Source organism: Pseudomonas asiatica (assembly GCF_009932335.1).
Classification (GTDB): Bacteria; Pseudomonadota; Gammaproteobacteria; order Pseudomonadales; family Pseudomonadaceae; genus Aquipseudomonas; species Aquipseudomonas asiatica.
In genome coordinates this window covers 207,028-228,979 of sequence record NZ_BLJF01000003.1, presented here as the reverse complement: position 1 = coordinate 228,979, position 21,952 = coordinate 207,028, and the positions used below count along the sequence as shown (strand labels likewise).

General features: G+C 61.9%; 22 protein-coding genes. 11 read left to right on the top strand and 11 right to left on the bottom strand.

Features of this window, described 5'->3' with window-relative positions; all coding sequences use genetic code 11:
- Positions 1 to 173: 173 nt before the first annotated feature.
- Complete coding sequence (locus tag GYA95_RS23645; protein ID WP_015272351.1) at positions 174 to 1,463, bottom strand: MFS transporter; 1,290 nt, start codon at positions 1,461 to 1,463, stop codon at positions 174 to 176.
- 361 nt (positions 1,464 to 1,824) lie between these two features.
- Between GYA95_RS23645 and GYA95_RS23640 the strand changes: the two genes are divergently transcribed.
- Together GYA95_RS23640 and GYA95_RS23635 are read left to right on the top strand one after the other, a co-directional pair.
- The gene (locus GYA95_RS23640) at positions 1,825 to 2,223 is read left to right on the top strand and encodes an acyl-CoA thioesterase (protein ID WP_003253317.1); all 399 of its coding nucleotides are present in this window, start codon (positions 1,825 to 1,827) and stop codon (positions 2,221 to 2,223) included.
- A gap of 71 nt (positions 2,224 to 2,294) precedes the next feature.
- The gene (locus tag GYA95_RS23635) at positions 2,295 to 3,191 is read left to right on the top strand and encodes a D-hexose-6-phosphate mutarotase (protein ID WP_015272352.1); all 897 of its coding nucleotides are present in this window, start codon (positions 2,295 to 2,297) and stop codon (positions 3,189 to 3,191) included.
- A 62-nt stretch (positions 3,192 to 3,253) separates the two neighbouring features.
- Here GYA95_RS23635 and GYA95_RS23630 read toward each other — a convergent pair whose 3' ends face one another.
- The 4 genes from GYA95_RS23630 to purE all read right to left on the bottom strand — a co-directional run bounded on the left by GYA95_RS23630 (position 3,254) and on the right by purE (position 5,762).
- Entirely contained in the window at positions 3,254 to 3,787 is a 534-nt protein-coding gene (locus GYA95_RS23630; RefSeq protein ID WP_015272353.1) for a DUF3299 domain-containing protein, read from the bottom strand.
- Between the two features lie 48 nt (positions 3,788 to 3,835).
- Positions 3,836 to 4,081, bottom strand: a complete 246-nt coding sequence (locus tag GYA95_RS23625) for a GlsB/YeaQ/YmgE family stress response membrane protein (RefSeq protein WP_015272354.1) — start codon at positions 4,079 to 4,081, stop codon at positions 3,836 to 3,838.
- 96 nt (positions 4,082 to 4,177) lie between these two features.
- On the bottom strand, positions 4,178 to 5,260 hold the full coding sequence (locus tag GYA95_RS23620) for a 5-(carboxyamino)imidazole ribonucleotide synthase (RefSeq protein WP_015272355.1): 1,083 nt from the start codon (positions 5,258 to 5,260) through the stop codon (positions 4,178 to 4,180).
- A 10-nt stretch (positions 5,261 to 5,270) separates the two neighbouring features.
- Positions 5,271 to 5,762, bottom strand: coding sequence for a 5-(carboxyamino)imidazole ribonucleotide mutase (gene purE, locus GYA95_RS23615; RefSeq protein WP_003253304.1), 492 nt, complete (start codon positions 5,760 to 5,762; stop codon positions 5,271 to 5,273).
- Positions 5,763 to 6,032: 270 nt separating this feature from the next.
- Between purE and GYA95_RS23610 the strand changes: the two genes are divergently transcribed.
- On the top strand, positions 6,033 to 6,659 hold the full coding sequence (locus GYA95_RS23610) for a zinc metalloprotease (protein WP_015272356.1): 627 nt from the start codon (positions 6,033 to 6,035) through the stop codon (positions 6,657 to 6,659).
- Here GYA95_RS23610 and GYA95_RS23605 read toward each other — a convergent pair.
- Entirely contained in the window at positions 6,651 to 7,568 is a 918-nt protein-coding gene (locus tag GYA95_RS23605) for a LysR substrate-binding domain-containing protein (RefSeq protein WP_013974829.1), read from the bottom strand. The genes GYA95_RS23610 and GYA95_RS23605 overlap by 9 nt on opposite strands.
- A gap of 182 nt (positions 7,569 to 7,750) precedes the next feature.
- Here GYA95_RS23605 and aspA point away from each other — a divergent pair, with 182 nt between their 5' ends.
- From aspA to GYA95_RS23585, 4 genes are all read left to right on the top strand, one after another.
- A complete protein-coding gene (aspA, locus tag GYA95_RS23600) occupies positions 7,751 to 9,175 on the top strand; it encodes an aspartate ammonia-lyase (RefSeq protein WP_003260072.1) in 1,425 nt (474 codons plus the stop codon).
- A gap of 183 nt (positions 9,176 to 9,358) precedes the next feature.
- Complete coding sequence (locus GYA95_RS23595) at positions 9,359 to 10,351, top strand: AraC family transcriptional regulator (protein WP_015272357.1); 993 nt, start codon at positions 9,359 to 9,361, stop codon at positions 10,349 to 10,351.
- A 163-nt stretch (positions 10,352 to 10,514) separates the two neighbouring features.
- Positions 10,515 to 11,558: a histone deacetylase family protein gene (locus tag GYA95_RS23590; RefSeq protein WP_015272358.1), complete on the top strand. Its 1,044-nt coding sequence runs from the start codon at positions 10,515 to 10,517 to the stop codon at positions 11,556 to 11,558.
- On the top strand, positions 11,558 to 12,661 hold the full coding sequence (locus GYA95_RS23585) for a polyamine ABC transporter substrate-binding protein (RefSeq protein ID WP_015272359.1): 1,104 nt from the start codon (positions 11,558 to 11,560) through the stop codon (positions 12,659 to 12,661). The genes GYA95_RS23590 and GYA95_RS23585 overlap by 1 nt, the downstream gene beginning before the upstream one ends.
- Positions 12,662 to 12,772: 111 nt before the next feature.
- On the opposite strand, the gene pdxR is transcribed toward GYA95_RS23585, so the two are convergent.
- Positions 12,773 to 14,317 carry a MocR-like pyridoxine biosynthesis transcription factor PdxR gene (pdxR, locus tag GYA95_RS23580; protein WP_043936034.1) on the bottom strand — a complete coding sequence of 515 codons (1,545 nt, stop codon included), beginning with the start codon at positions 14,315 to 14,317 and terminating at the stop codon, positions 12,773 to 12,775.
- 90 nt (positions 14,318 to 14,407) lie between these two features.
- Here pdxR and GYA95_RS23575 point away from each other — a divergent pair, with 90 nt between their 5' ends.
- The 3 genes from GYA95_RS23575 to GYA95_RS23565 are packed head-to-tail and all read left to right on the top strand — an operon-like array spanning position 14,408 to position 16,175.
- Positions 14,408 to 15,037 carry an FMN-binding negative transcriptional regulator gene (locus GYA95_RS23575; RefSeq protein ID WP_015272361.1) on the top strand — a complete coding sequence of 210 codons (630 nt, stop codon included), beginning with the start codon at positions 14,408 to 14,410 and terminating at the stop codon, positions 15,035 to 15,037.
- Positions 15,038 to 15,048: 11 nt separating this feature from the next.
- A complete protein-coding gene (locus GYA95_RS23570) occupies positions 15,049 to 15,495 on the top strand; it encodes a GNAT family N-acetyltransferase (protein ID WP_015272362.1) in 447 nt (148 codons plus the stop codon).
- Positions 15,496 to 15,503: 8 nt separating this feature from the next.
- Positions 15,504 to 16,175, top strand: a complete 672-nt coding sequence (locus tag GYA95_RS23565) for a GNAT family N-acetyltransferase (protein WP_015272363.1) — start codon at positions 15,504 to 15,506, stop codon at positions 16,173 to 16,175.
- A gap of 160 nt (positions 16,176 to 16,335) precedes the next feature.
- On the opposite strand, the gene oadA is transcribed toward GYA95_RS23565, so the two are convergent.
- Both oadA and GYA95_RS23555 read right to left on the bottom strand, forming a co-directional pair.
- The gene (gene oadA, locus GYA95_RS23560; protein ID WP_013974836.1) at positions 16,336 to 18,144 is read right to left on the bottom strand and encodes a sodium-extruding oxaloacetate decarboxylase subunit alpha; all 1,809 of its coding nucleotides are present in this window, start codon (positions 18,142 to 18,144) and stop codon (positions 16,336 to 16,338) included.
- A gap of 11 nt (positions 18,145 to 18,155) precedes the next feature.
- Positions 18,156 to 19,571, bottom strand: coding sequence for an acetyl-CoA carboxylase biotin carboxylase subunit (locus GYA95_RS23555; RefSeq protein ID WP_013974837.1), 1,416 nt, complete (start codon positions 19,569 to 19,571; stop codon positions 18,156 to 18,158).
- A 189-nt stretch (positions 19,572 to 19,760) separates the two neighbouring features.
- On the opposite strand from GYA95_RS23555, the gene GYA95_RS23550 reads away from it, so the two are divergent.
- Entirely contained in the window at positions 19,761 to 20,723 is a 963-nt protein-coding gene (locus GYA95_RS23550; protein ID WP_015272364.1) for a LysR family transcriptional regulator, read from the top strand.
- On the opposite strand, the gene GYA95_RS23545 is transcribed toward GYA95_RS23550, so the two are convergent.
- Both GYA95_RS23545 and hexR read right to left on the bottom strand, forming a co-directional pair.
- Positions 20,665 to 20,883 (bottom strand): PA3496 family putative envelope integrity protein, encoded by a 219-nt coding sequence (locus GYA95_RS23545; RefSeq protein ID WP_080563834.1) that lies wholly within the window; start codon positions 20,881 to 20,883, stop codon positions 20,665 to 20,667. The two genes, GYA95_RS23550 and GYA95_RS23545, sit on opposite strands and share 59 nt — an antisense overlap.
- Positions 20,884 to 21,032: 149 nt before the next feature.
- Complete coding sequence (gene hexR, locus GYA95_RS23540) at positions 21,033 to 21,899, bottom strand: transcriptional regulator HexR (protein ID WP_011536461.1); 867 nt, start codon at positions 21,897 to 21,899, stop codon at positions 21,033 to 21,035.
- Between the last annotated feature and the right edge of the window lie 53 nt (positions 21,900 to 21,952).

The following is a 21,952-nucleotide window of genomic DNA, read 5'->3' as shown; positions in this document are numbered from 1 at the left end:
GGCCCAAGTATCTGTAGGCCGCATGAATACGATATGACTTGAATATGACAATTGGATGAAAGGCCATCATCAAAAGCAGGTCTGGCCTCTTCGCGGGCACGCCCGCAGACAGGGCTGTGTGACCCTTGTGGGAGCGGGCGTGCCCGCGAAGAGGCCAGTAGCCCTGGCGTAGATCAGCGCTTGTTGGCGAGCAGGTACAGACCCACGACCAGACCAACGGCACACAGCCCCGCCACATAGTAGGCCGGCGCCATCGGGCTCACTTTCAGCAGCGCAGTCACCACCATCGGTGTCAGCCCGCCAAAGATCGCGTAGGCCACGTTGTACGAGAACGACAGCCCGCTGAAGCGCACCACCGCCGGGAACGCCTTGACCATCACATAAGGCACCGCGCCAATCACGCCCACGCACAGGCCGGTCACTGCATACAGCGGGAACAGCAGCTCGGGCCGGGTCGGCAGGCTGTGGTAGAAGGTCCAGGAGGTCGCCAGCAGCAGCAGGCTGCCGATCACGAACACCCGGCCCGCGCCGAAGCGATCGGCCAGGCTGCCAGCGCCGATGCAGCCGAAGCTGAGCAGCACGATGGCCAGGCTGTTGGCCTTGAGCGAGTCGGTGGGGCTGATGTGGTAGATGCTCTGCAGCAGCGCCGGAGTCATCAGGATGAGCACCACGATGGCGGCCGACAGCATCCAGGTCAGCAGCATCGACAGGATGATCGCACCGCGATGGTCACGCAGCACCGCGCGCAACGGCAGCTCCTCGGCCAGCGCCTTGCGCTGCTGCATCTCGGCGAACACCGGGGTTTCGTGCAGCCAACGGCGCAGGTACACCGAGAACAGGCCGAATACACCGCCGAGCAGGAACGGGATACGCCAGGCGTAATCTGCCACTTCCTGTGCGCTGTACACAGTGTTGATCAGGGTCGCCACCAGCGAGCCAAGCAGGATACCTGCGGTCAGGCCAGCAGTGAGGGTGCCGCAGGCGTAGCCGGTGTTGCGCTCTGGCACATGCTCGGACACGAACACCCAGGCGCCCGGTACCTCGCCGCCGATAGCCGCGCCCTGAATTACGCGCATCAGCAGCAACAGGATCGGCGCCCACATGCCGATCTGTGCATAAGTGGGCAGCAGGCCCATGATCAGCGTTGGCAGGGCCATCATGAAGATGCTGAGGGTGAACATCTTCTTGCGCCCTAGCAGGTCGCCGAAATGGGCCATGATGATGCCGCCCAGCGGCCGCGCCAGGTAGCCGGCGGCGAAAATGCCAAAGGTTTGCATCAGGCGCAGCCATTCGGGCATGTCAGCCGGGAAGAACAGCTTGCCGACCACTGTGGCGAAGAACACAAAAATGATGAAGTCGTAGAACTCCAGCGCGCCGCCCAGGGCGGACAGTGAGAGGGTCTTGTAGTCACTGCGGGTCAGCGGCCGCGAAGGCTGCTCGATACTGCTCGGCACGGAGGTCATCGCTCATTGTTCTCTTTGTGGGCATGCAGGCCGCTTGGCATGCGGCTTCTGGATTGGAAGACAGGCGAAGATAGCAAATTGCTGAGCTGCGCCGAAAGCGATACAAAATCCCTACACATATTCATGAATGCGCGGTCGTCGCTGGCCGTTATGCTCTATATACTGGCACTTCGTAGGAAAAGGTTGCTCCTAACGTGGGATGTTGTGCGAAAACGCCGGTCATTACTGTCAGGCGGTTTCGCAGAGTTTCCCTACGGCCGCCCAGTGAAACGAAATCGGCGTAGTATGTTTCAAGCTGAATCGTTTACCCGGCCTTTGCGCCACACCAACGAAAAGCGTCACGGGTCAGAGGCCCCATCGCATGATTGAGCTCGAACAAGAAGATCCAATCCCGCAAGGCGACCTGGCCTTGCAGATCACCGCACTCCCGCGCGAAACCAACGGGTTTGGCGACATCTTCGGCGGCTGGCTGGTCGCCCAGATGGACCTGGCCGGCACCGCCATGGCCAGCCGTGTCGCCGGCGGCCGCGTGGCCACCGTGGCCATCGACCGCATGGCCTTTCTGGTCCCGGTCGCCGTCGGCGCGCAGCTATCGTTCTATACCCAGACCCTGGAAATCGGCCGCAGCTCGATCCAGATGATGGTCGAAGTGTGGAGCGACGACCCGCTGTCCAGCGAATGGCGCAAGGTCACCGAAGCAGTCTTCGTCTTCGTCGCCATCGACGGCAGTGGCCGCACCCGCTCCGTACCTCGTCGCTGAGCCACGCCGGCGGTAAACTCATTGCATGTGCCCGGGTCCAAGGCCCACTGGCAATCAATGAGATAAATGCAATGGCTACCTTCCAGGTCGTAACCGAGCAACATGGCGAACTCAACTGCTGGCGTATCAGCAGCGACCACGCCGAACTACTGATCGCCCAGCAGGGCGCACAGATCCTCAGCTACCAGCGCGTTGGCCAGCCACCGCTGCTGTGGCTGAGCGACCAGGCCATCTTCCGTAAGGGCAAGTCGGTACGCGCCGGTGTGCCGGTGTGCTGGCCGTGGTTCGGCAACCTGCAGCGCAACCCCCAGGCCGTGCAGGCCATGTACCACGGCGAACAGGCACCCGCCCACGGCCTGGCGCGCGCGCGCGACTGGCAATTGCTGGGTATCGAGGAAGCGGGCGAAGGCCTGCGCATCGAATTTGAACTGCCGGAAGCGCAGGGTGACCTGCCTGGCTGGCCTCATGACGTCGAGCTGAAGCTGGTAGTGGAGCTGGGCGAGGACCTGCAGCTGAACCTGACCAGCCGCAACATGGGCAATACCCCCGTGACCATCAGCCAGGCCCTGCACAGCTACTTCGCGGTCAGTGACGTGCGCCAGGCGCGGGTCGAAGGGGTGGAGGGGCTGAGCTATATCGAGACCCTGGCGGACTGGGAGCAGCGCCAGCAGAAGGGGCCGCTGGCGTTTGCCGGGGAGACTGACCGGATCTACCTGGCGACCCCGCAAACCCTGAGCATCGTCGACCCGCACTGGGAGCGGCGCATTACCTTGACCAGCAGTGGGTCGCGCTCGGCGGTGATCTGGAACCCTTGGACTGAACGGGCCAGGGAACTGCCGGACATGGCCGACGATGGGGGGCAGCGGATGCTGTGCATCGAGACGGCGAATGTGTGGGATGACCTGGTGGAATTGAAGCCTGGGGGCAGCAGCTCGCTGGGGGTCAGGATTGGCTGTGAAATGATCTGAGTCTTGCAGTGCCTGTTCGGGCCCCTTCGCGGGTAAACCTGCGAAAGCGCCGGTGCAGGCAATCAGAGGTCTGCGTCCTCCACCACCCTCACCTTCCCGGCATCCAGCGCATAGGCCGCATCGGCCAGGTCATTGCTGACCTTCTCCACCTTCAGCTTGCCGCTGACCCACAGCGGTGTGTAGATATCATCGATCTTCAGACCCTTCGGGTAGCGCACCAGCACCAGCTGGTTCGGCGGTGGCGGCGGCACATGGATGCACGCGCCTGGGTACGGCACCAGGAAGAACAGCGTGCTGTTGCCCTTGGCATCGCTCTCCAGCGGTACCGGGTAGCCCCCAAGGCGAATATCCTTGCCATTCATGGCCGCCACAGTCTTGGTCGAGTACATCACCGCCGGCAGGCCCTTGTTCTGCTTCAGGCCGCCCTTGTCAGTAAAGGTACCCATGGCTTCCGGCGAGTTGTGGTCGATTTCGGGCATTTGCTCGAGCGCCTGCTGGTCAGACTCGGGCATCAGCTCCAGCCAGTCGGTTTCAGGCAGTTCGGCATGGGCCAGGGTGCTGGCCAACAACAGTGAGACGAGGAAAAAGGCACGCATGAAAATGCTCGGCAACTCCAGTGAATTGCCGGGCATTCTAACCACTAATCAGCGCTTCTTGATGAATCCGTAAATCACCAGAAGGATCACGGCACCGACCAGCGCGCCAAGGAATCCCGCAGCCTGCCCGGCCTGATAGATGCCCAGCGCCTGACCGCCGTAGGTGGCCAGCAGGGAGCCGGCAACCCCCAGCAGGATGGTCATGATCCAGCCCATGCTGTCGTCGCCCGGCTTGATGAAGCGGGCCAGCAGGCCAACGATGAGGCCGATGAAGATGGTTCCAATGATACCCATGGCAATCCCTCTGCAGTGAAGATGGAACAAGCCAAAGCCTAGACAGCGCTTTGGCTCGTTGCCATTTCAGAGGGCAAGCCGCTGGTAGAAGTTCGATCAGTTGCCGATCAGGGCTTCTACTTCGGCAATCTTGCGCTCGAGGGTGGCCATGTCGTGGCAGCGCAGGGTGGCGTGGCCAACCTTGCGACCGGCCTTGAACGCCTTGCCGTAGTGATGCAGGTGGCAGTCACCGATGGCGACGACCTTTTCCACCGCCGGCACTTCACCGATGAAATTGAGCATCGCGCTCTCGCCGACCTTGGCGGTCGAGCCCAGCGGCAGGCCGGCGACGGCACGCAGATGGTTCTCGAACTGGCTGCACTCGGCGCCTTCGATGGTCCAGTGCCCGGAGTTGTGCACGCGCGGGGCGATTTCGTTGGCCTTCAGGCCGCCGCCGACTTCGAAGAACTCGAAGGCCATCACGCCCACATAGTCCAGTTGCTTGAGCACGCGGCCCACGTAGTCTTCGGCCAGGGCCTGTAGCGGGTGCGCCTGGCTGGCGACCGACAGGCGCAGGATGCCGCTTTCGTGGGTGTTGTGCACCAGAGGGTAGAAGCGGGTTTCGCCATCACGGGCACGCACGGCCACCAGCGACACTTCGCCGGTGAACGGCACAAAGCCTTCCAGCAGGCAAGGTACGCTGCCCAGCTCGGCAAAGGTACCGACCACGTCCTCAGGCGTGCGCAGCACCTTCTGGCCCTTGCCGTCGTAACCCAGGGTGCGGGTTTTCAGCACGGCCGGCAGGCCGATGCTGGCCACCGCGGCGTCCAGGTCGGCCTGCGAGAGGATGTCGGCGAAGGCCGGGGTAGGGATACCCAGGTCGCGGAACATGCTCTTCTCGAACAGGCGGTCACGGGCGATGCGCAGAGCTTCGGCGCTGGGGTACACCGGCACGAACTGCGAGAGGAAGGCCACGGTCTCGGCCGGGACGCTTTCGAACTCGAAGGTGACCAGGTCGACTTCGTCGGCCAGCTGGCGCAGGTGGTCCTGGTCGCCGTAGTCGGCACGCAGGTGCTCGCCCAGCGGCGCAGCACAGGCGTCCGGCGCCGGGTCGAGGAAGGCGAAGTTCATGCCCAGCGGGGTACCCGCCAGGGCCAGCATGCGGCCCAGCTGGCCGCCACCGATTACACCGATCTTCATGGGTTGAGCCTCAAGCCTGGCGCGGGTCTGGGTTGTCCAGCACGGTGTCGGTCTGTTCCGTGCGGAACTGCTTGAGCGCCGCGTGGTACTGCGGGTACTTGGCACCGAGGATGCTGGCCGACAGCAGCGCGGCGTTGACCGCACCGGCACGACCGATGGCCAGGGTGGCAACCGGCACGCCGGCTGGCATCTGCACGATCGACAGCAGCGAATCGACACCCGACAGCATCGACGATTGTACGGGCACACCCAGCACCGGCAGGTGGGTCTTGGCGGCGCACATGCCTGGCAGGTGGGCAGCGCCACCGGCACCGGCGATGATCACCTCGATGCCACGACCCTCAGCCTCCTCGGCATACTGGAACAGCAGATCCGGGGTACGGTGGGCGGAAACCACCTTCACCTCGTAGGGAATGCCGAGTTTTTCCAGCATATCGGCGGTGTGGCTAAGGGTGGACCAATCTGACTTGGAGCCCATGATCACGCCAACCAGTGCACTCATCGTCGAGCCTCTCCTGCAAGCGCCTTCTGGCGCGCTAAAAGCAACAAGCCACGCAGGTGGGCCGGCGTGGCTTGTCATACGGATTCTAAATCGACCAGGTCGGCCGAAGGCGCGGGATTGTAGCGTATTTCAAGGCCCTGCGCCCACCCCCGCAAGCACATGTCGGATCAAAGGGCAAGCTGTCTCGCAGGACAACTTTTTCCTGCCGCCTCTGGGTCGACGAATACCAGACGCTTGTATCCCCGATCTCGAAAACTCAGGTACGTACATATGAGTGTTTCACGCCTCTTCGCGCTTTCGTGTGGCCTGGTGCTCAGCTTGCAACTGCCAGCTGCTACTGCTGCCCGCTCGCTTACCGTCACCGTCTATGTTCACGACGACCTTGCCGACATGAGCAATGAACAATTGAACAAGGACTTCTTTCAGCATTGGCTGGACGAGATGCGCAGTTTCAGCCAACAGTCCATCGAGGTCATATTTCAACGCGAGGTAGAACACATTACCGATATTGCTTATGCAGGAATGCCGTCCGCTCAACTACTCGAGGCCTTCACCCGGCAACTGCATGAACAACAGCGCCACCCATCCTTTTCCTTTATGGATAAACAGCTGCTGCTGACGCGCAACAGCTATGATCACAGCGGTCTGAACTATAACGCCGGCCTTGCCTATCAGAAGCAAAACACGGCTATTGCGTCGGCAGGTGCATACGGTGCTCCAGCCCATGAAATCGGTCATTTGCTAGGCGCCACGCACGAAGATGCCGAACTGAAATTCAATGGCTGGGTGTGTGAAACGTACACCCACCCCCGTGTACCGGCCCGATCCAATTGCTACCGCTACAGCGACAAGAATCGCGCGAATATCGCGGACTACTTGAAATACAACTCAAACTGAAGCCTCACCTTGTGCGCCTGACGACTCAAGCTTGCGCCACAACAAGCGGACGTTGGCCTTGCGCACCAGTGCGCAGCGGTACAGACGAATTTCCAGTGGCACATGCCACTGGCTGCCGCCGCAGATCGCCAGTTCGCCCCGCTCCAGTTCGCCACGCATCGACAGGCGCGGCACCCAGGCGATGCCCATGCCCTCCAACGCCATGCTCTTGAGGCTGTCGGCCATGGCGGTTTCGTAGACGGTGGTATAGCGCAGGTTTCGCTGGCGCAGCAGCAAATTGACCGACCGACCGAGGAAAGCGCCGGCGGTATACGCCAGCAGCGGCACACTGCCCTCGCCTTCCAGGTCGAACAACGGCTTGCCGTCGGCATCCACGGCGCACACCGGCAACATTTCAGTGGTGCCCATGTGCAGCGACGGGAAGATTTCGGCATCCATCTGCAAGGCGGCATCCGGGTCATAGAAGGCCAGCATCAGGTCGCAGCCACCTTCACGCAATGCATGCACGGCATCTCCGACGTTGGTCGCAACCAGGCGGGTGGCGATGTTCAAACCATCGTTGCGCAACTGGGCCACCCAACGCGGGAAAAAGCCCGACGCCAGCGAGTGTGCAGCGGCCACCTGTACCACTTCACCCTGCCCGCCCTCCAGGTGATGCAAATGGCGGAGAATTTCGCTCAATTGGTCGACAACAGTACGCGCGGTGACGAGAAACAGCTGCCCGGCCTCGGTCAGTTCGATCGGCGTGCGGGAACGATTCACCAATTGCAGGCCCAAAGCTGCTTCCAGACTGCGTATACGCCGGCTGAAGGCAGGTTGGGTAACGAAACGCCGCTCTGCAGCCTGGGAAAAACTGCGGGTCGCAGCCAGCGCGCTGAAGTCTTCCAGCCATTTGCTTTCAAGGTTCACGAAGCACATCTCCTGGCGTGCACCAAAATGGAACACGCTCGAACATCAATTGGCGTCACATGAAACACTATGCCGTTTGTGCATAGGTTAGCGTGCAACAGCATTGGCCGCAAAATCACCTTCAGGCCTAGGATTGGCGCCATTCCGGCATGTGCCGGGTCAAAATCGAGATGATATACATCATGTCCTCCGCTGCATCGTTCCGCGTCGAAAAAGATTTGTTGGGTACCCTTGAAGTTCCTGCAGATGCCTACTACGGCATCCAGACCCTGCGCGCTGCCAACAACTTCCACCTCTCCGGTGTTCCGCTGTCGCACTATCCGAAGCTGGTCGTGGCCCTGGCCATGGTCAAGCAGGCTGCTGCTGACGCCAACCGTGAGCTGGGCCACCTGAGCGATGCCAAGCACGCTGCCATCACCGCAGCCTGCGCCCGCCTGATCAAAGGCGATTACCACGACCAGTTCGTGGTGGACATGATCCAGGGCGGTGCTGGTACTTCTACCAACATGAACGCCAACGAAGTGATCGCCAACGTTGCGCTGGAGGCCATGGGCCACCAGAAGGGTGAGTACCAGTACCTGCACCCGAACAACGACGTGAACATGGCGCAGTCGACCAACGACGCCTACCCGACGGCTATCCGCCTGGGCCTGCTGCTGGGCCACGACGCGCTGCTGGCCAGCCTCGACAGCCTTATCCAGGCCTTCGCTGCCAAGGGTAAAGAGTTCGACCACGTACTGAAGATGGGCCGTACCCAGCTGCAGGACGCCGTACCGATGACCCTGGGCCAGGAATTCCGTGCCTTCGCCACCACCATGACCGAAGACCTGCAGCGCCTGCGCTCGCTGGCCCCGGAACTGCTGACCGAAATCAACCTGGGCGGTACCGCCATCGGTACCGGCATCAACGCCGACCCTGGCTACCAGGCCCTGGCCGTACAGCGCCTGGCTGCCATCAGCGGCCAACCGCTGGTACCGGCTGCCGACCTGATCGAAGCCACCTCCGACATGGGCGCCTTCGTACTGTTCTCCGGCATGCTCAAGCGTACTGCAGTCAAGCTGTCGAAGATTTGCAACGACCTGCGCCTGCTGTCTAGCGGCCCACGCACCGGCATCAACGAAATCAACCTGCCAGCGCGTCAGCCAGGCAGTTCGATCATGCCAGGCAAGGTCAACCCGGTTATCCCGGAAGCCGTCAACCAGGTGGCCTTCGCCATCATGGGCAACGACCTGGCCCTGACCGTCGCCGCCGAAGGTGGCCAGCTGCAGCTGAACGTGATGGAGCCGCTGATCGCCTACAAGATCTTCGACTCGATCCGCCTGCTGCAACGTGCCATGGACATGCTGCGCGAGCACTGCATCGTCGGTATCACCGCCAACGAACAGCGCTGCCGTGAACTGGTCGAGCACTCGATCGGCCTGGTCACCGCACTGAACCCGTACATCGGCTACGAAAACGCCACCCGTATCGCCCGCGTTGCCCTGGAAACCGGCCGCGGCGTACTGGAACTGGTGCGTGAAGAGAAGCTGCTGGACGACGCGATGCTCGACGACATCCTGCGTCCGGAAAACATGATCGCTCCCCGTCTGGTTCCGCTGAAGGCGTAACCAGGCCGCTGTAAACAGTCTCACCAGGTCGAGGGACTAGACACCTCTCAACCTTTCCAAGGCCCGAGCCTATGCTTCGGGCCTTTTTTTTGCCTGAAGGATTTGGGGGCTGCTTTGCAGCCCCCCGAACATCGGCACACAACTTGCTCCATAATGCGTCCCAGGCCAACGGGATTACCCAGCATGCTGCACAGCCACCTGACCACCCTCAACGCGGTTTCGCTGATCCTCAACGTCTTCCAGGCAGACGGTTGCGAGGCGTCGGCGCTGCTGGCCGGCAGCGGCATCGGCCCGGCAGACCTGGGCCATGCCGATGCGCGTATCACCACCCAGCAGGAACTGCAGGTGTGCGCCAACGCCGTTGCCCGACGCGAAGATATAGGCCTGGAGCTGGGCCAGCGCATGCATGTGTCGTGCTACGGCATGCTCGGTTACGCCCTGCTCTCCAGTGCCACTTTGGGTGACGCCTTGCGCTTGGCGCTGCAGTATCCGGCACTGCTGGGAACAGTCTTCAAACTGCGTTTGCTCGACGACGGCCAGCGCATCTGGCTCAGCGCCAGCGACTACCACGACAGCCCGGCGCTGACCGCCTTCAATGCAGAGTTCTGCCTGGTGTCGCTGAAGGTCATCTGCGACGACCTGCTCGGCCGCCCGCTGCCCCTGCTGGGTGCTCGTTTTGAACACCCACGGCCCGGTTACCATGCTCTCTATGCCGGGGCATTCCAGTGCCCGGTAGGTTTCGACGACGAGGACAATGCCTTTGCCTTCGAACGGCGCTGGCTGGACACGCCACTGCCGCTGGCCGACCCGATTACCCACAAGGCCATGAGCGAACGCTGCCGACGCCTGAACCTGGAATTCACCGGCCGCCAGGCCTGGCTGGGGCGGATTCGCCAACTGCTGGCGCAGCAACTGGATGCAGCGCCCGGGCTGGAAGGGCTGGCGCGGCAGATGAACTGCTCATCGCGCACCCTGCGCCGGCATTTGCAGGCGTTGGGCAGCAGTTATCAACAGCTGCTGGATGAACTGAGGTTCGAGCGGGCCAAGCAGTTGCTGGCTGATGAGCAGATGCCGATCTATCGGATTGCCGAGTGCCTGGGGTTCAGCGAGACCGCCAGTTTTCGGCATGCCTTCCAGCGTTGGAGTGGCGTCGCGCCCAGTCACTTCCGCGGTTGACCTGTACCGGCCTCTTCGTGGGCTTGCCCGCGAAGAGGCCGGTACAGGAAAAGTGGGCCAAAGAGCTTGGCCATATCGATCCCCTTTTGGCCACTTGCGTCGTTCTCCACCACTGGCCCGCCCATGAAAATGGGCCCACGCCAGTACCTACCGGAGAACAACAATGCTGACGATCTATTCCGATGACCACCGCCTGCACCATGGCCGCTGCGAGCTGATCGACGGCAAGCTGATGCCCTGTTTCGAAATGCCGTCACGCGCCGACCATGTGCTCGACCAAGTGAAAAAACGCAACCTTGGCGACATCCAGGGCCCCACCGACTATGGCCGTGCACCGTTGCTGCGCATCCACAGTGCCGATTACCTGAATTTCTTCGAAGGTGCCTGGGCGCGCTGGGCCGCACTGGGTCAGGATGGCGACCTGCTGCCATTCACCTGGCCCGCACGCACCCTGCGCCAGATAAAACCCACCGGCCTGCACGGTGAACTGGGCTACTACAGCTTCGACGCCGGCGCACCGATCACCGCCGGTACCTGGCAGGCTGCCTACAGCGCCGCCCAGGTCGCCCTCACCGCCCAGGCGGCGATCCAGCAAGGCGCCCATTCCGCCTTCGCCCTGTGCCGCCCGCCAGGGCACCATGCGGCTGGCGAAGTCATGGGCGGCTATTGCTACCTGAACAACGCCGCCATCGCCGCCCAGGCCTTCCTTGACCAGGGCCGGCGCAAGGTCGCAATCCTCGATGTCGACTATCACCACGGCAACGGCACCCAGGACATCTTCTACAGCCGCAACGATGTGTTCTTCGCCTCGATCCATGGCGACCCGCGCGACGAATTCCCGTTCTTCCTCGGCTATGCCGATGAAACCGGCGAGGGTGCCGGCGAAGGCTGCAACATCAACTACCCACTGCCGGCTGGCAGCGACTGGGCCGCCTGGAACGCCGCCCTGGAGGACGCCTGCCAGCGCATCGCCGCCTATGACGCTGACGTGCTGGTGATCTCGCTGGGCGTGGATACCTTCAAGGACGACCCGATCTCGCAGTTCAAGCTGGACAGCCCGGACTACCTGGAAATGGGCAAGCGCATCGCCCAGCTCGGCAAGCCGACCCTGTTCGTGATGGAAGGCGGCTACGCTGTGGAAGAAATCGGTATCAACGCGGTCAATGTGCTGGAAGGCTTCCAGCAGGCCCAGCCAGGAGCCCGATAATGGTTCGACTCAAGCGTCTGCTCGCCCCGTTCATCGCCGCTACCCTGTTCACCGGTGCCCTGCAGGCCCAGACCGAACAGCGCACCCTGCGGGTGTTCAACTGGTTCGACTACATCACTCCGCAAACTCTCACCGAGTTCCAGAAAGACAGCGGAGTGAAGCTGGTCTACGACATCTTCGACACCAACGAGGCGCTGGAAGCGAAACTGCTGACCGGCAACTCAGGATATGACGTGGTAGTGCCATCCAACGTGTTCCTCGCCAAGCAGATCGAAGCGGGTGTGTTCCAGCCGCTGGACCGCAGCAAGCTGCCGAACTGGCAGCACCTGGACCCGGCGCTGATGAAGCTGATCGAAGCCAACGACCCCGGCAACAAATTTGCCGTACCCTACATGTACGGCACAGTGCTGATCGGCTTCAACCCGGCCAAGGTCAAGGCTGCGCTCGGCGAGAACGCCCCGGTGGACAGTTGGGACCTGATCTTCAAGGAAGAGAACATCGCCAAGCTCAAGCAATGCGGCGTGGCCCTGCTCGACTCGCCGTCGGAGATCATGCCGCTGGCCCTGCAGTACCTGGGCCTGCCACCGAACAGCGACAAACCGGCTGATTACAAGAAAGCCGAAGCGCTGATGCTGAAGATCCGCCCGCACATCACCTACTTCCATTCCTCGAAGTACATGGCTGACATCGCCAACGGCGATATCTGCGTGGCAGTGGGCTACAGCGGCAGCTTCTCTCAGGCAGCCAACCGCGCCCGCGAGGCGAAGAATGGCGTTGTGGTGGACATGCGCCTGCCCAAGGAAGGTGCACCGATCTGGTTCGACATGCTGGCGATTCCGAAGAACGCGACCAACCCGGAAGATGCCCACGCGTTCATCAACTACTTACTGCGGCCTGAGGTGATTGCGCCTATCAGCGACTTTGTCGGGTACCCGAACCCGAACAAGGATGCGACCGACAAGGTCGACCCGGCGATTCGCAACAACCCCAACCTGTATCCGACAGCGGAGGCGATGGCCAAGCTGTATACCCTCAAGCCCTTGGCGCGGGATGCCGAGCGAGCTCGGACCAGGGCCTGGACACGGATCAAGTCCGGTACCTGATTTAGAGCCGGGGCTGCTTTGCAGCCCAATCGCCGGCAAGCCAGCTCCCACAGGATCTCCACTACCTGTGGGAGCTGGCTTGCCGGCGATTGGGCCGACTAGCGGCCCTATTCACTTCCTCCAGGCCTTGCGCAAGCGCATCAAAGCCTCGGCAATCTCCCCCTCCGGCACCGCTGCAAACCCCAGCACCAGCCCTGCCCTTTTATCCACAGGCACCTCGCTGTCAGCCAGCCAGAAATTGCTCAGCGGCGTCACCTCCACCCCCACCGCTTCAGCCTTGGCCACCAACTCCTGCTCCCGCGCAAAGTTATCCACATCGACCTTCACATGCAGCCCGGCCGCCACCTCCGGCATGCCGCTCAAACCCGGAATATCCACGGGCCAGCCAGCCTTCAGCACATTGCGCCGGCTCAACGCCGCCTTGCGCATGCGCCGAATATGCCGCTGGAAGTGCCCCCGTGCCATGAACTCTGCCATCACGCACTGGCTACTGACCTCCGAATGCCGCACCGCCAGCGCCCTGCCCTGGCTGAACGGCTGCGCCAGTTGTGGTGGCAGTACCAGATAGCCCAGGCGCAACGCAGGAAAGGCGATCTTGCCGAAGGTACCGACGTACAGCACCCGCCCGTGCCGGTCGAGCGCCGCTAGCGGGGCCAAGGGCGCACCGCTGTACCGGTACTCGCCGTCGTAGTCGTCTTCGATGATCCAGCCTTCGCTGCGCTCGGCCCATGCCAGCAGCTCCAGGCGTCGCGCCAGGCTCATGGTCACCCCGGTCGGGTACTGGTGGGCTGGCGTGACATAGGCCAGCCGGCAATCCGTCAGTTGCCCGAGCCGGCGACAGTCCATGCCGTCCTCGTCCACCGGCACGCCACACAGCCTGCCACCGGCCAGCGCAAAGGCATGCCCGGCTGCGCGGTAACCCGGGTTTTCCACAGCCACACCGTCGCCGGGCTGCAATAGCAACTGTGCACAAAGGCTGATGGCCTGCTGCGCACCACTGGTGATCACAATTTGTTCAGCAGTACAACTCAGCCCACGCGAGCGACGCAGGTAGGCCGCGATCAGTTCGCGCAGCAGCGGCTCGCCTGCCGGGTCACCATAACCCAACTGCGCCGGAGCCGGGTTGCGCCAGAAACCCGCCTGCAGCTTGGCCCAGACGTCGAACGGGAACAGGTCGAACGCCGGAATACCGACGCGAAAAGCACGCGGTGCACCGCTTCTTGGGGGCGGCAGATGGTTACTTTTCAGGCGCTGCAAAGGCTCGCTGGAACGACGCTTGCTGGATAAATCCTCAGTATTTTCTGAGGGAGATGTGGATAAGTCTGTTGATAACCCACGGGATAACCCTGTGGATACTTGTGTGGATAGTTTTGCAGTGGAGAGCTTCGGTAACTGGCTGACATAGGTGCCGTCGCCTACCCGGCTTTCGATGTAGCCCTCGGCATATAGCTGGTCATAGGCCCGCACCACACTATTGCGTGACAGCGCCAGCATGGCGGCCAGATCACGAGTGGCCGGTAGCCGCGTGCCACTGCTCAGGCGCCCGTCCAGCACCCGCGCACGTAGCGCCTGGTACAGCTGCTGGCTGAGCCCGCGGCGGCGATCGAGGTCGATCCCGGCAGGGTCGAAAGGCAACACGAGGGGGCGCTCGCTCATGGCATTGGACCTATAAAAACAGCTGTTAATGGCTCTTACTATGAACCAATAGCCTGCCTAGGATGGAGCCATCGCACAAGGAAACCGAGCATGTACAACAGCAAACCCCATCAGGAACACGACCTCGGGCGCCTGCACCAGCACATGCTCGACACCCGCCTGGCCATCCTGGTCAGCCAGGGCGAACAAGGCCTGCTGGCCACGCACCTGCCAGTGCTGGTCGATATTGCCGAAGGCGAATTCGGCACCGTCTATGCCCACCTGGCGCGGGCCAACCCCCAATGGCACGACCTGAGGCAAGGTGGCGAAGCCCTGCTGGTGTTCCCCGGCGCCGATGCCTATGTCAGCCCCGGTTACTACCCGAGCAAGACCGACAACCCCAAGGTGGTGCCAACCTGGAACTACCTGGCGGTGCACGCCTATGGCCCAGCCGAAGTGATCCACGAAGCCGAAACCTTGCTGGCCATTGTCAGCCGACTGACCGAGCGCCACGAACAAGGCCGCGACGAACCGTGGAAAGTAACCGACGCCCCGCGTGATTACCTCGATGGCATGCTCCGCGCCATCGTCGGTGTTCGCTTGCCCATCACCCGCCTGCAAGGCGCGCGCAAGCTAAGCCAAAACCGCTCTGAGCAAGACATTGCCGGCGTGCGTGAAGGCCTTAGCGCCAGCCCCGATTACCTGGATAACCAACTCGCGGCGCATATGCGCCAACTCTGAAGGAATAGCCCATGTCCAGCGTTACCCTGCGTCCTGTCACCACCCAAGACCATGCTGCCTGGCTCGCCCTGTGGCAGGCCTACTTGCACTTCTATAAATCCGAATTGGCCGATGAGGTCAGCCTCAGCACCTGGCAACGCCTGCTCGACCCAAACGAACCGACCCATTCAGCCTTGGCCTGGGTCGATGGCAAGGCGGTGGGCATGGTCAACTTCATCTACCATCGTTCCAACTGGAGCATTGGCAACGCCTGCTACCTGCAGGACCTGTACGTGGAAAGCGGGCAGCGCTGCCTGGGCATCGGCCGCCAGCTGATCGAGCACGTCTACGCCCAAGCCAAGACCGACAACTGCATCAAGGTGTACTGGGTGACCCATGAGACCAACGCCACCGCCATCAGCCTGTACCAACAGGTTGCCGAGCGCTCGGGCTTCATCCAATTCCGCAAAGAGTTCTAAGGCCGAACATGACCGACGCATTGAACTGGAAACCCGCCGCAGTCCCACAGGCCGACCCTATCGACGGCCGTTTCATCCGCCTCGAAAAGCTTGACCCGGCGCGACATGGCGACGACCTCTGGGAGGTGTTGCAAGGCCCGGCTGCCGATCCGGTACTGTGGGACTACTTGCCCTATGGCCCATTTGCCGAGCGTGCCGCCTTCGACCGTTGGCTGGAAGGCAACGCCGCCGGCCGCGACCCGCTGTTCTACACCGTCATCGACCGCACCAGCGGCCAGGCCCAGGGCATCCTCAGCCTGATGTCGATCGTGCCCGACCACGGTCGCATCGAAATTGGCCACATCGCCTTCGGCGCCGCCATGCAGCGTACACCCAAGGGCACCGAGGCGGTGTACCTGCTGGGCAAGCTGGGCTTCGAGCTGGGCAACCGCCGGCTGGAGTGGAAGTGCAACAACGCCAACGCCCGCTCCAAGCGTGCTGCGGAGCGGTTTGGCTTTGTCTATGAAGGAGTGTTCCGCAAGCACCTTGTGGTGAAGGACCACAATCGGGATACGGCGTGGTATTCGATTACCGATGATGAGTGGCCAGCGGTGGCCGCCGGGTTCGAGCGGTGGTTGAGCGATACCAACCAACAACCTGGAGGTCAGGTAGAAACACTTGAGGCATGCCGTAAAAGTTGAGAGTTGTGTTGGATCAGCCGGCCTCTTCGCGGGTACTGACCTCAGGCTTGCGGGGGCCTGTAGGAGCAGCCTTGTGCTGCGAAGAGGCCGTCAGATTCAACGCAAAAAAAGGGGAGCATTCGCTCCCCAGAGGTTAACCGCTTATAGATGAGGGCTTATCTCAGCCCTCGATCTCGATCAGGATCTCGCCCGGAGTCACACGGTCGCCCTTGGCCACGTGGATGGCCACGACCTTGCCAGCGATACCCGCCTGCACTTCGGTCTCCATCTTCATGGCTTCGGTGATCAGCACGGCCTGGCCGGTCTTGACCATGTCGCCTTCCTTGACCAGCACATCGACGATGTTGCCTGGCATGGTGGTGCTGACGTGGCCCGGGGCACTGGCCTGCTTGCGCTTGCTGCTGCCGCCGCCGACGAATTCGTTGAGTGGCTCGAACACCACTTCTTCCGGCATGCCGTCGATCGACAGGTAGAAGTGGCGCTTGCCTTCGGCCTTCACGCCCACACCGGTGATGTCGACACGGTAGGTTTCGCCGTGCACATCGATGACGAACTCAGTCGGTACGCCTTCACCGCTGTGGGACGCCACTGCGCCCGCTTCAGGAATTGGCAGCAGAACTTCGGGAGTCAGGGTGCCGGCTTCACGCTCTTCGAGGAACTTGCGGCCAATGTCAGGGAACATGGCGAAAGTCAGCACGTCTTCTTCGCATCGGGCCAGGGCGCCGATATCGGCACGCAGCTTGGCCATTTCCGGCTTCAACAGGTCGGCTGGGCGCACGTCGATCACTTCTTCACTGCCGATCGCCTGACGGCGCAGCTGCTCATTGACCACGCCCGGAGCCTTGCCGTAACCGCCTTGCAGGTACAGCTTCACCTCGTTGGTGATGGTCTTGTAGCGCTCGCCGGCCAACACGTTGAAGAATGCCTGGGTACCGACGATCTGCGAGGTCGGGGTCACCAGCGGTGGGAAGCCGAGGTCTTCACGCACGCGCGGGATCTCAGCCAGCACTTCGTTCATGCGGTTGAGGGCGCCCTGTTCCTTGAGCTGGTTGGCCAGGTTGGAAATCATGCCGCCCGGTACCTGGTTGACCTGCACGCGGGTGTCCACGGCGGTGAACTCGCTTTCGAACTGGTGGTACTTCTTGCGCACGGCATAGAAGTACAGGCCGATTTCCTGCAGCAGTTCCAGGTCCAGACCAGTATCGAATTCGCTGCCCTTGAGCGCGGCAACCATCGACTCGGTACCCGGGTGGCTGGTGCCCCAAGCGAAGCTGGAGATGGCGGTGTCGATGTGATCGGCGCCGTTTTCCACAGCCTTCAGCTGACACATTGCGGCCAGGCCGGCAGTGTCGTGGGAGTGGATGAACACCGGCAGCGACTGCTCGGCTTTCAGCGCCTTGACCAGTTCGCCGGTGGCGAACGGGGTCAGCAGGCCGGCCATGTCCTTGATCGCGATCGAGTCGCAACCCATGGCTTCCATCTGCTTGGCCTGGTTCACGAAGGCTTCGATGGTGTGCACCGGGCTGGTGGTGTAGGCGATGGTGCCCTGAGCGTGCTTGCCGGCAGCCTTGACCGCTTCAATGGCCACGCGCAGGTTACGCACGTCGTTCATGGCATCGAAGATACGGAATACGTCGATACCGTTGACTGCGGCCTTGGCGACGAACGCCTTGACCACGTCGTCGCTGTAGTGGCGGTAGCCCAGCAGGTTCTGGCCGCGCAGCAGCATTTGCAGGCGGGTGTTGGGCAGCGCTGCGCGCAGCTTGCGCAGGCGCTCCCACGGGTCTTCCTTGAGGAAGCGCACGCAGGCGTCGAAGGTGGCGCCACCCCAGACTTCCAGCGACCAGTAGCCGACCTTGTCGAGCTTGTCGCAGATCGGCAGCATGTCTTCGGTACGCATGCGGGTGGCCAGCAGGGACTGGTGGGCGTCGCGCAGGATCGTGTCGGTTACGTGAATTTTCTTGGACATTATGGGGTTCCTCACAGGCCTGCGTGGGCGGCGATGGCGGCGGCGATGGCCAGGGCCAGCTCTTCGGGTTTGCGCTTGATCGAGTAATTGGTCAGTTCCGGGTGGCTTTCGACGAAGCTGGTGTTGAACTGGCCGCTACGGAATTCCGGATTGCGCAGGATTTCCTGGTAGTACGCGGCGGTGGTCTTCACCCCTTGCACGCGCATGTCGTCCAGGGCCCGCAGGCCGCGGTCCATGGCTTCTTCCCAGGTCAACGCCCACACCACCAGTTTCAGGCACATGGAGTCGTAGAACGGCGGGATGGTGTAGCCGGTGTAGATCGCTGTGTCGGTACGCACGCCTGGGCCGCCGGGTGCGTAGTAACGGGTGATCTTGCCGAAGCTGGGCAGGAAGTTGTTCTTCGGATCTTCGGCGTTGATGCGGAACTGCAGCGCGTAACCGCGGTGCTGGATGTCTTCCTGCTTGACCGACAGCGGCAGGCCCGAGGCAATGCGGATCTGCTCACGGACGATGTCGATACCGGTGATTTCCTCGGTGATGGTGTGTTCCACCTGCACCCGGGTGTTCATTTCCATGAAGTACACCTCGCCATCGGCGAGCAGGAACTCCACGGTACCGGCGTTCTCGTAGTTCACCGCCTTGGCCGCACGCACCGCCAGGTCGCCGATGTAGGCGCGCTGTTCGGGGGTGAGCTGGGGGCTCGGAGCAATTTCGATGAGTTTCTGGTTGCGGCGCTGGATCGAGCAGTCGCGCTCGAACAGGTGCACGACGTTGCCAAAGCTGTCACCGAGGATCTGCGCCTCGATGTGCTTGGGGTTGACGATGCACTTTTCCAGGAACACTTCCGCAGAACCAAAGGCCTTGGTAGCCTCGGAGATGACGCGGGGGAAATTCTGTTCCAGTTCTTCACGGCTGTTGCAACGGCGAATACCACGGCCGCCACCACCAGAGGTGGCCTTGAGCATGACCGGGTAACCGATGCGGTCACCTTCGCTCAGGGCTTCGTGAATATCGGCAACGTTGCCTTCTGTACCCGGGGTTACCGGCACACCAGCGGCGATCATGGTGCGACGCGCTTCGGTCTTGTCGCCCATGCGGCGGATGACCTCGGCGGCCGGGCCGATGAACTTGATCCCGCGCTCGGCGCAGATCTCTGCCAGTTCAGCATTTTCCGACAGGAAACCATAACCTGGGTGCAGGGCATCACAGCCGGTTTCCACAGCCAGGTTCACCAGCTTGCGCGGGTTCAGGTAACCGGCCAGCGGCTCGGCACCAATGCTGTGGGCTTCATCGGCACGCTTGACGTGCAACGCATGGCGGTCGGCGTCGGAATAGATCGCCACCGAGCGAATGCCCATTTCGGCGCACGCACGCACGATCCGAACTGCAATTTCACCTCGGTTGGCGATCAGGATTTTTTTTATCACTGGAGTCTTCCCAAAGCCGTAGGAACAGTCGAGCCGGTTCTCCCGGTCGGCGCGTGACCAGACGTTGCTGGCCAGTCGCACATTCACCCTAGCGCTGTAGGTTGATAAACAAAAATCAATATTTGTTAGGGGCTGTATTAGCAAAAGCTTATAGTGCGGTAACAAGGTGTTGCCGAAGGGCGGATAAAAATGCGTAAGTCCTTGATGCGTATGACTTTGCGTCAACTGCAGATCTTCAACGAGGTGTGCGATTTGCGTTCATACAGCCGTGCGGCAGAAGAGATGGCGCTTACGCAACCCGCCGTTAGTCTACAGATCCGTCAGCTCGAAGAGCTGATCGGTCAGCCGCTGTTCGAGTACGTGGGTAAGAAGCTTTACCTGACCGAAGCTGCCGAGGCCCTGCAACGCGCCAGCCGCGATATCTTCGGGCGCCTGGAGAGCCTGGACATGCAGCTTTCGGACATGCAGGGCTCATTGCAGGGGCAGTTGAAACTGGCGATCGAGTCCAGTGCCAAGTACTTCGTGCCACACCTGTTCGCGGCTTTCAAGCAGCGTCACCCGGAGGTCAACCTGACCCTGACGGTGGTCAATCGCGCCCAGGCCATCCGCCGCCTGTCGGACAACCGCGACGACCTGATCATCATGTCCATGGTGCCGCAGGACATGGGCCTGGAGTTTCTGCCGTTCCTCAACAACCCGATCATCGCGGTGGCGCCGCCCGAGCACCCGCTGTGCAAGCTGGAGCAACTGCGCCTGCAGGACCTGGAGCCTCATACCCTGCTGGTCCGCGAACAGGGTTCGGGCACGCGCAAGGCTTGCGAGGAATACTTCAAGGACAAGCGCGTGCATTTCACCCAGACCCTGGAGGTGGCCTCGGCCGACGCCCAGCGCGAGTGCGTAATTGCCGGGCTGGGCATTGCCATGCTTACCCGCCATGCGGTCAACCTGGAGCTGGCTACCGGTGTATTGAGGGAGCTGCCGGTGGAAGAACTGCCGCTGTACCGCAGCTGGTGCGTGGTGCAGTCCAAGGCCAAACGGCAGTCGCCGGTGGCCTTGGCTTTCCTGGCGTTCATCCGCAGCGAACGTGCGCTGATCAGCGCGCTGGTTGAGCGTTTTTCGGGGAAGCTGCTGCCGACGCCTGCCAGACCGTGAGCTCTTGCAGTTCGGGGTAGTCCACTAGTTCGCGGAGCAATTGACGTTGGTCGCAATAGCTTTCGATCGCGCGGCGGTATTCCATGCGGCGCTGATCCTTTTCCTGCTGCTTGCGAGCCTTGGCGCTGGGTTGGTACGTACCGTCGAAGTCACGAGCCATTGCCTGTCTCCCAGATAGGATGCGGGAGTTTCAGACTGGCTTGAGTGGTTTACGGTTTGGCTGTGGAATGGTGACAGAATCGTGAATTTTCACTCCCTGTACCGGCCCATTCGCGAGCAAGCCCGCGAAGAGGCCGGCGCAGGGAGAATTCAGTCGTCGGTAGCCTTGATCGACTTGGGCGACAAGCGCAGGCTGCGCAAGCTGCGCTTCACGCTCTTCAGGTGGTTGACCAGGCTCGGCCCGCGCGCCATGGCTACGCCCATGGCCAGCACGTCGATCACCACCAGGTGGGCGATACGCGAGGTCAGCGGGGTGTAGATTTCGGTGTCTTCATGCACATCGATCGCCAGGTTGACAGTCGAAAGCTCCGCCAGCGGTGTCTGGCTTGGGCACAGGGTAATCAGGTTGGCGCCGCTCTCACGGACCAGGTTGGCGGTAATCAGCAGGTCCTTGGAACGGCCCGACTGGGAAATGCATACCGCCACATCACCTGGTTTCAGGGTCACCGCCGACATCGCCTGCATGTGCGGGTCGGAATAGGCTGCCGCGCTGAGCAACAGACGGAAGAATTTGTGCTGAGCATCGGCCGCCACCGCACCGGAGGCGCCAAAGCCATAGAACTCCACACGCTGCGCCTGGGCCATGGCAGTCACCGCCTGCTGCAGCGCCTGTGGGTCGAGGTGCTCGCGCACTTCCATCAGGGTGTGCAGCGTGGTGTCGAAGATCTTCAGGCTGTAGTCGGCGACCGAGTCGTCTTCATGGATGGCGAACTGGCCGAAACTCGCCCCCGCAGCCAGGCTCTGCGCCAGCTTCAGCTTCAGGTCCTGGAAGCCCGAGCAACCGATCGCGCGGCAGAAACGCACGATGGTCGGTTCGCTGATACCCACGCTGTGCGCCAGATCGGCCATGGAGCTGTGCATGACGGCAGCCGGGTCGAGTAGCACGTGGTCGGCTACCTTGAGTTCCGATTTGCGCAGCAGGTGGCGCGATTGGGCGATATGTTGCAACAGATTCACAGGCTGGACTCGGTTATGATCGGCTGGCCGGGTTGTAGCTTTCTTGTAGTTAT

Bases quoted from the DNA above. Each gene is read 5' to 3' on its own strand.
- GYA95_RS23645 (WP_015272351.1), bottom strand. From the start codon at position 1,463: ATGACCTCCGTGCCGAGCAGTATCGAGCAGCCTTCGCGGCCGCTGACC.
- GYA95_RS23640 (WP_003253317.1), top strand. From the start codon at position 1,825: ATGATTGAGCTCGAACAAGAAGATCCAATCCCGCAAGGCGACCTGGCC.
- GYA95_RS23635 (WP_015272352.1), top strand. From the start codon at position 2,295: ATGGCTACCTTCCAGGTCGTAACCGAGCAACATGGCGAACTCAACTGC.
- GYA95_RS23630 (WP_015272353.1), bottom strand. From the start codon at position 3,787: ATGCGTGCCTTTTTCCTCGTCTCACTGTTGTTGGCCAGCACCCTGGCC.
- GYA95_RS23625 (WP_015272354.1), bottom strand. From the start codon at position 4,081: ATGGGTATCATTGGAACCATCTTCATCGGCCTCATCGTTGGCCTGCTG.
- GYA95_RS23620 (WP_015272355.1), bottom strand. From the start codon at position 5,260: ATGAAGATCGGTGTAATCGGTGGCGGCCAGCTGGGCCGCATGCTGGCC.
- purE (WP_003253304.1), bottom strand. From the start codon at position 5,762: ATGAGTGCACTGGTTGGCGTGATCATGGGCTCCAAGTCAGATTGGTCC.
- GYA95_RS23610 (WP_015272356.1), top strand. From the start codon at position 6,033: ATGAGTGTTTCACGCCTCTTCGCGCTTTCGTGTGGCCTGGTGCTCAGC.
- aspA (WP_003260072.1), top strand. From the start codon at position 7,751: ATGTCCTCCGCTGCATCGTTCCGCGTCGAAAAAGATTTGTTGGGTACC.
- GYA95_RS23595 (WP_015272357.1), top strand. From the start codon at position 9,359: ATGCTGCACAGCCACCTGACCACCCTCAACGCGGTTTCGCTGATCCTC.
- GYA95_RS23590 (WP_015272358.1), top strand. From the start codon at position 10,515: ATGCTGACGATCTATTCCGATGACCACCGCCTGCACCATGGCCGCTGC.
- GYA95_RS23585 (WP_015272359.1), top strand. From the start codon at position 11,558: ATGGTTCGACTCAAGCGTCTGCTCGCCCCGTTCATCGCCGCTACCCTG.
- pdxR (WP_043936034.1), bottom strand. From the start codon at position 14,317: ATGAGCGAGCGCCCCCTCGTGTTGCCTTTCGACCCTGCCGGGATCGAC.
- GYA95_RS23575 (WP_015272361.1), top strand. From the start codon at position 14,408: ATGTACAACAGCAAACCCCATCAGGAACACGACCTCGGGCGCCTGCAC.
- GYA95_RS23570 (WP_015272362.1), top strand. From the start codon at position 15,049: ATGTCCAGCGTTACCCTGCGTCCTGTCACCACCCAAGACCATGCTGCC.
- GYA95_RS23565 (WP_015272363.1), top strand. From the start codon at position 15,504: ATGACCGACGCATTGAACTGGAAACCCGCCGCAGTCCCACAGGCCGAC.
- oadA (WP_013974836.1), bottom strand. From the start codon at position 18,144: ATGTCCAAGAAAATTCACGTAACCGACACGATCCTGCGCGACGCCCAC.
- GYA95_RS23550 (WP_015272364.1), top strand. From the start codon at position 19,761: ATGCGTAAGTCCTTGATGCGTATGACTTTGCGTCAACTGCAGATCTTC.
- GYA95_RS23545 (WP_080563834.1), bottom strand. From the start codon at position 20,883: ATGGCTCGTGACTTCGACGGTACGTACCAACCCAGCGCCAAGGCTCGC.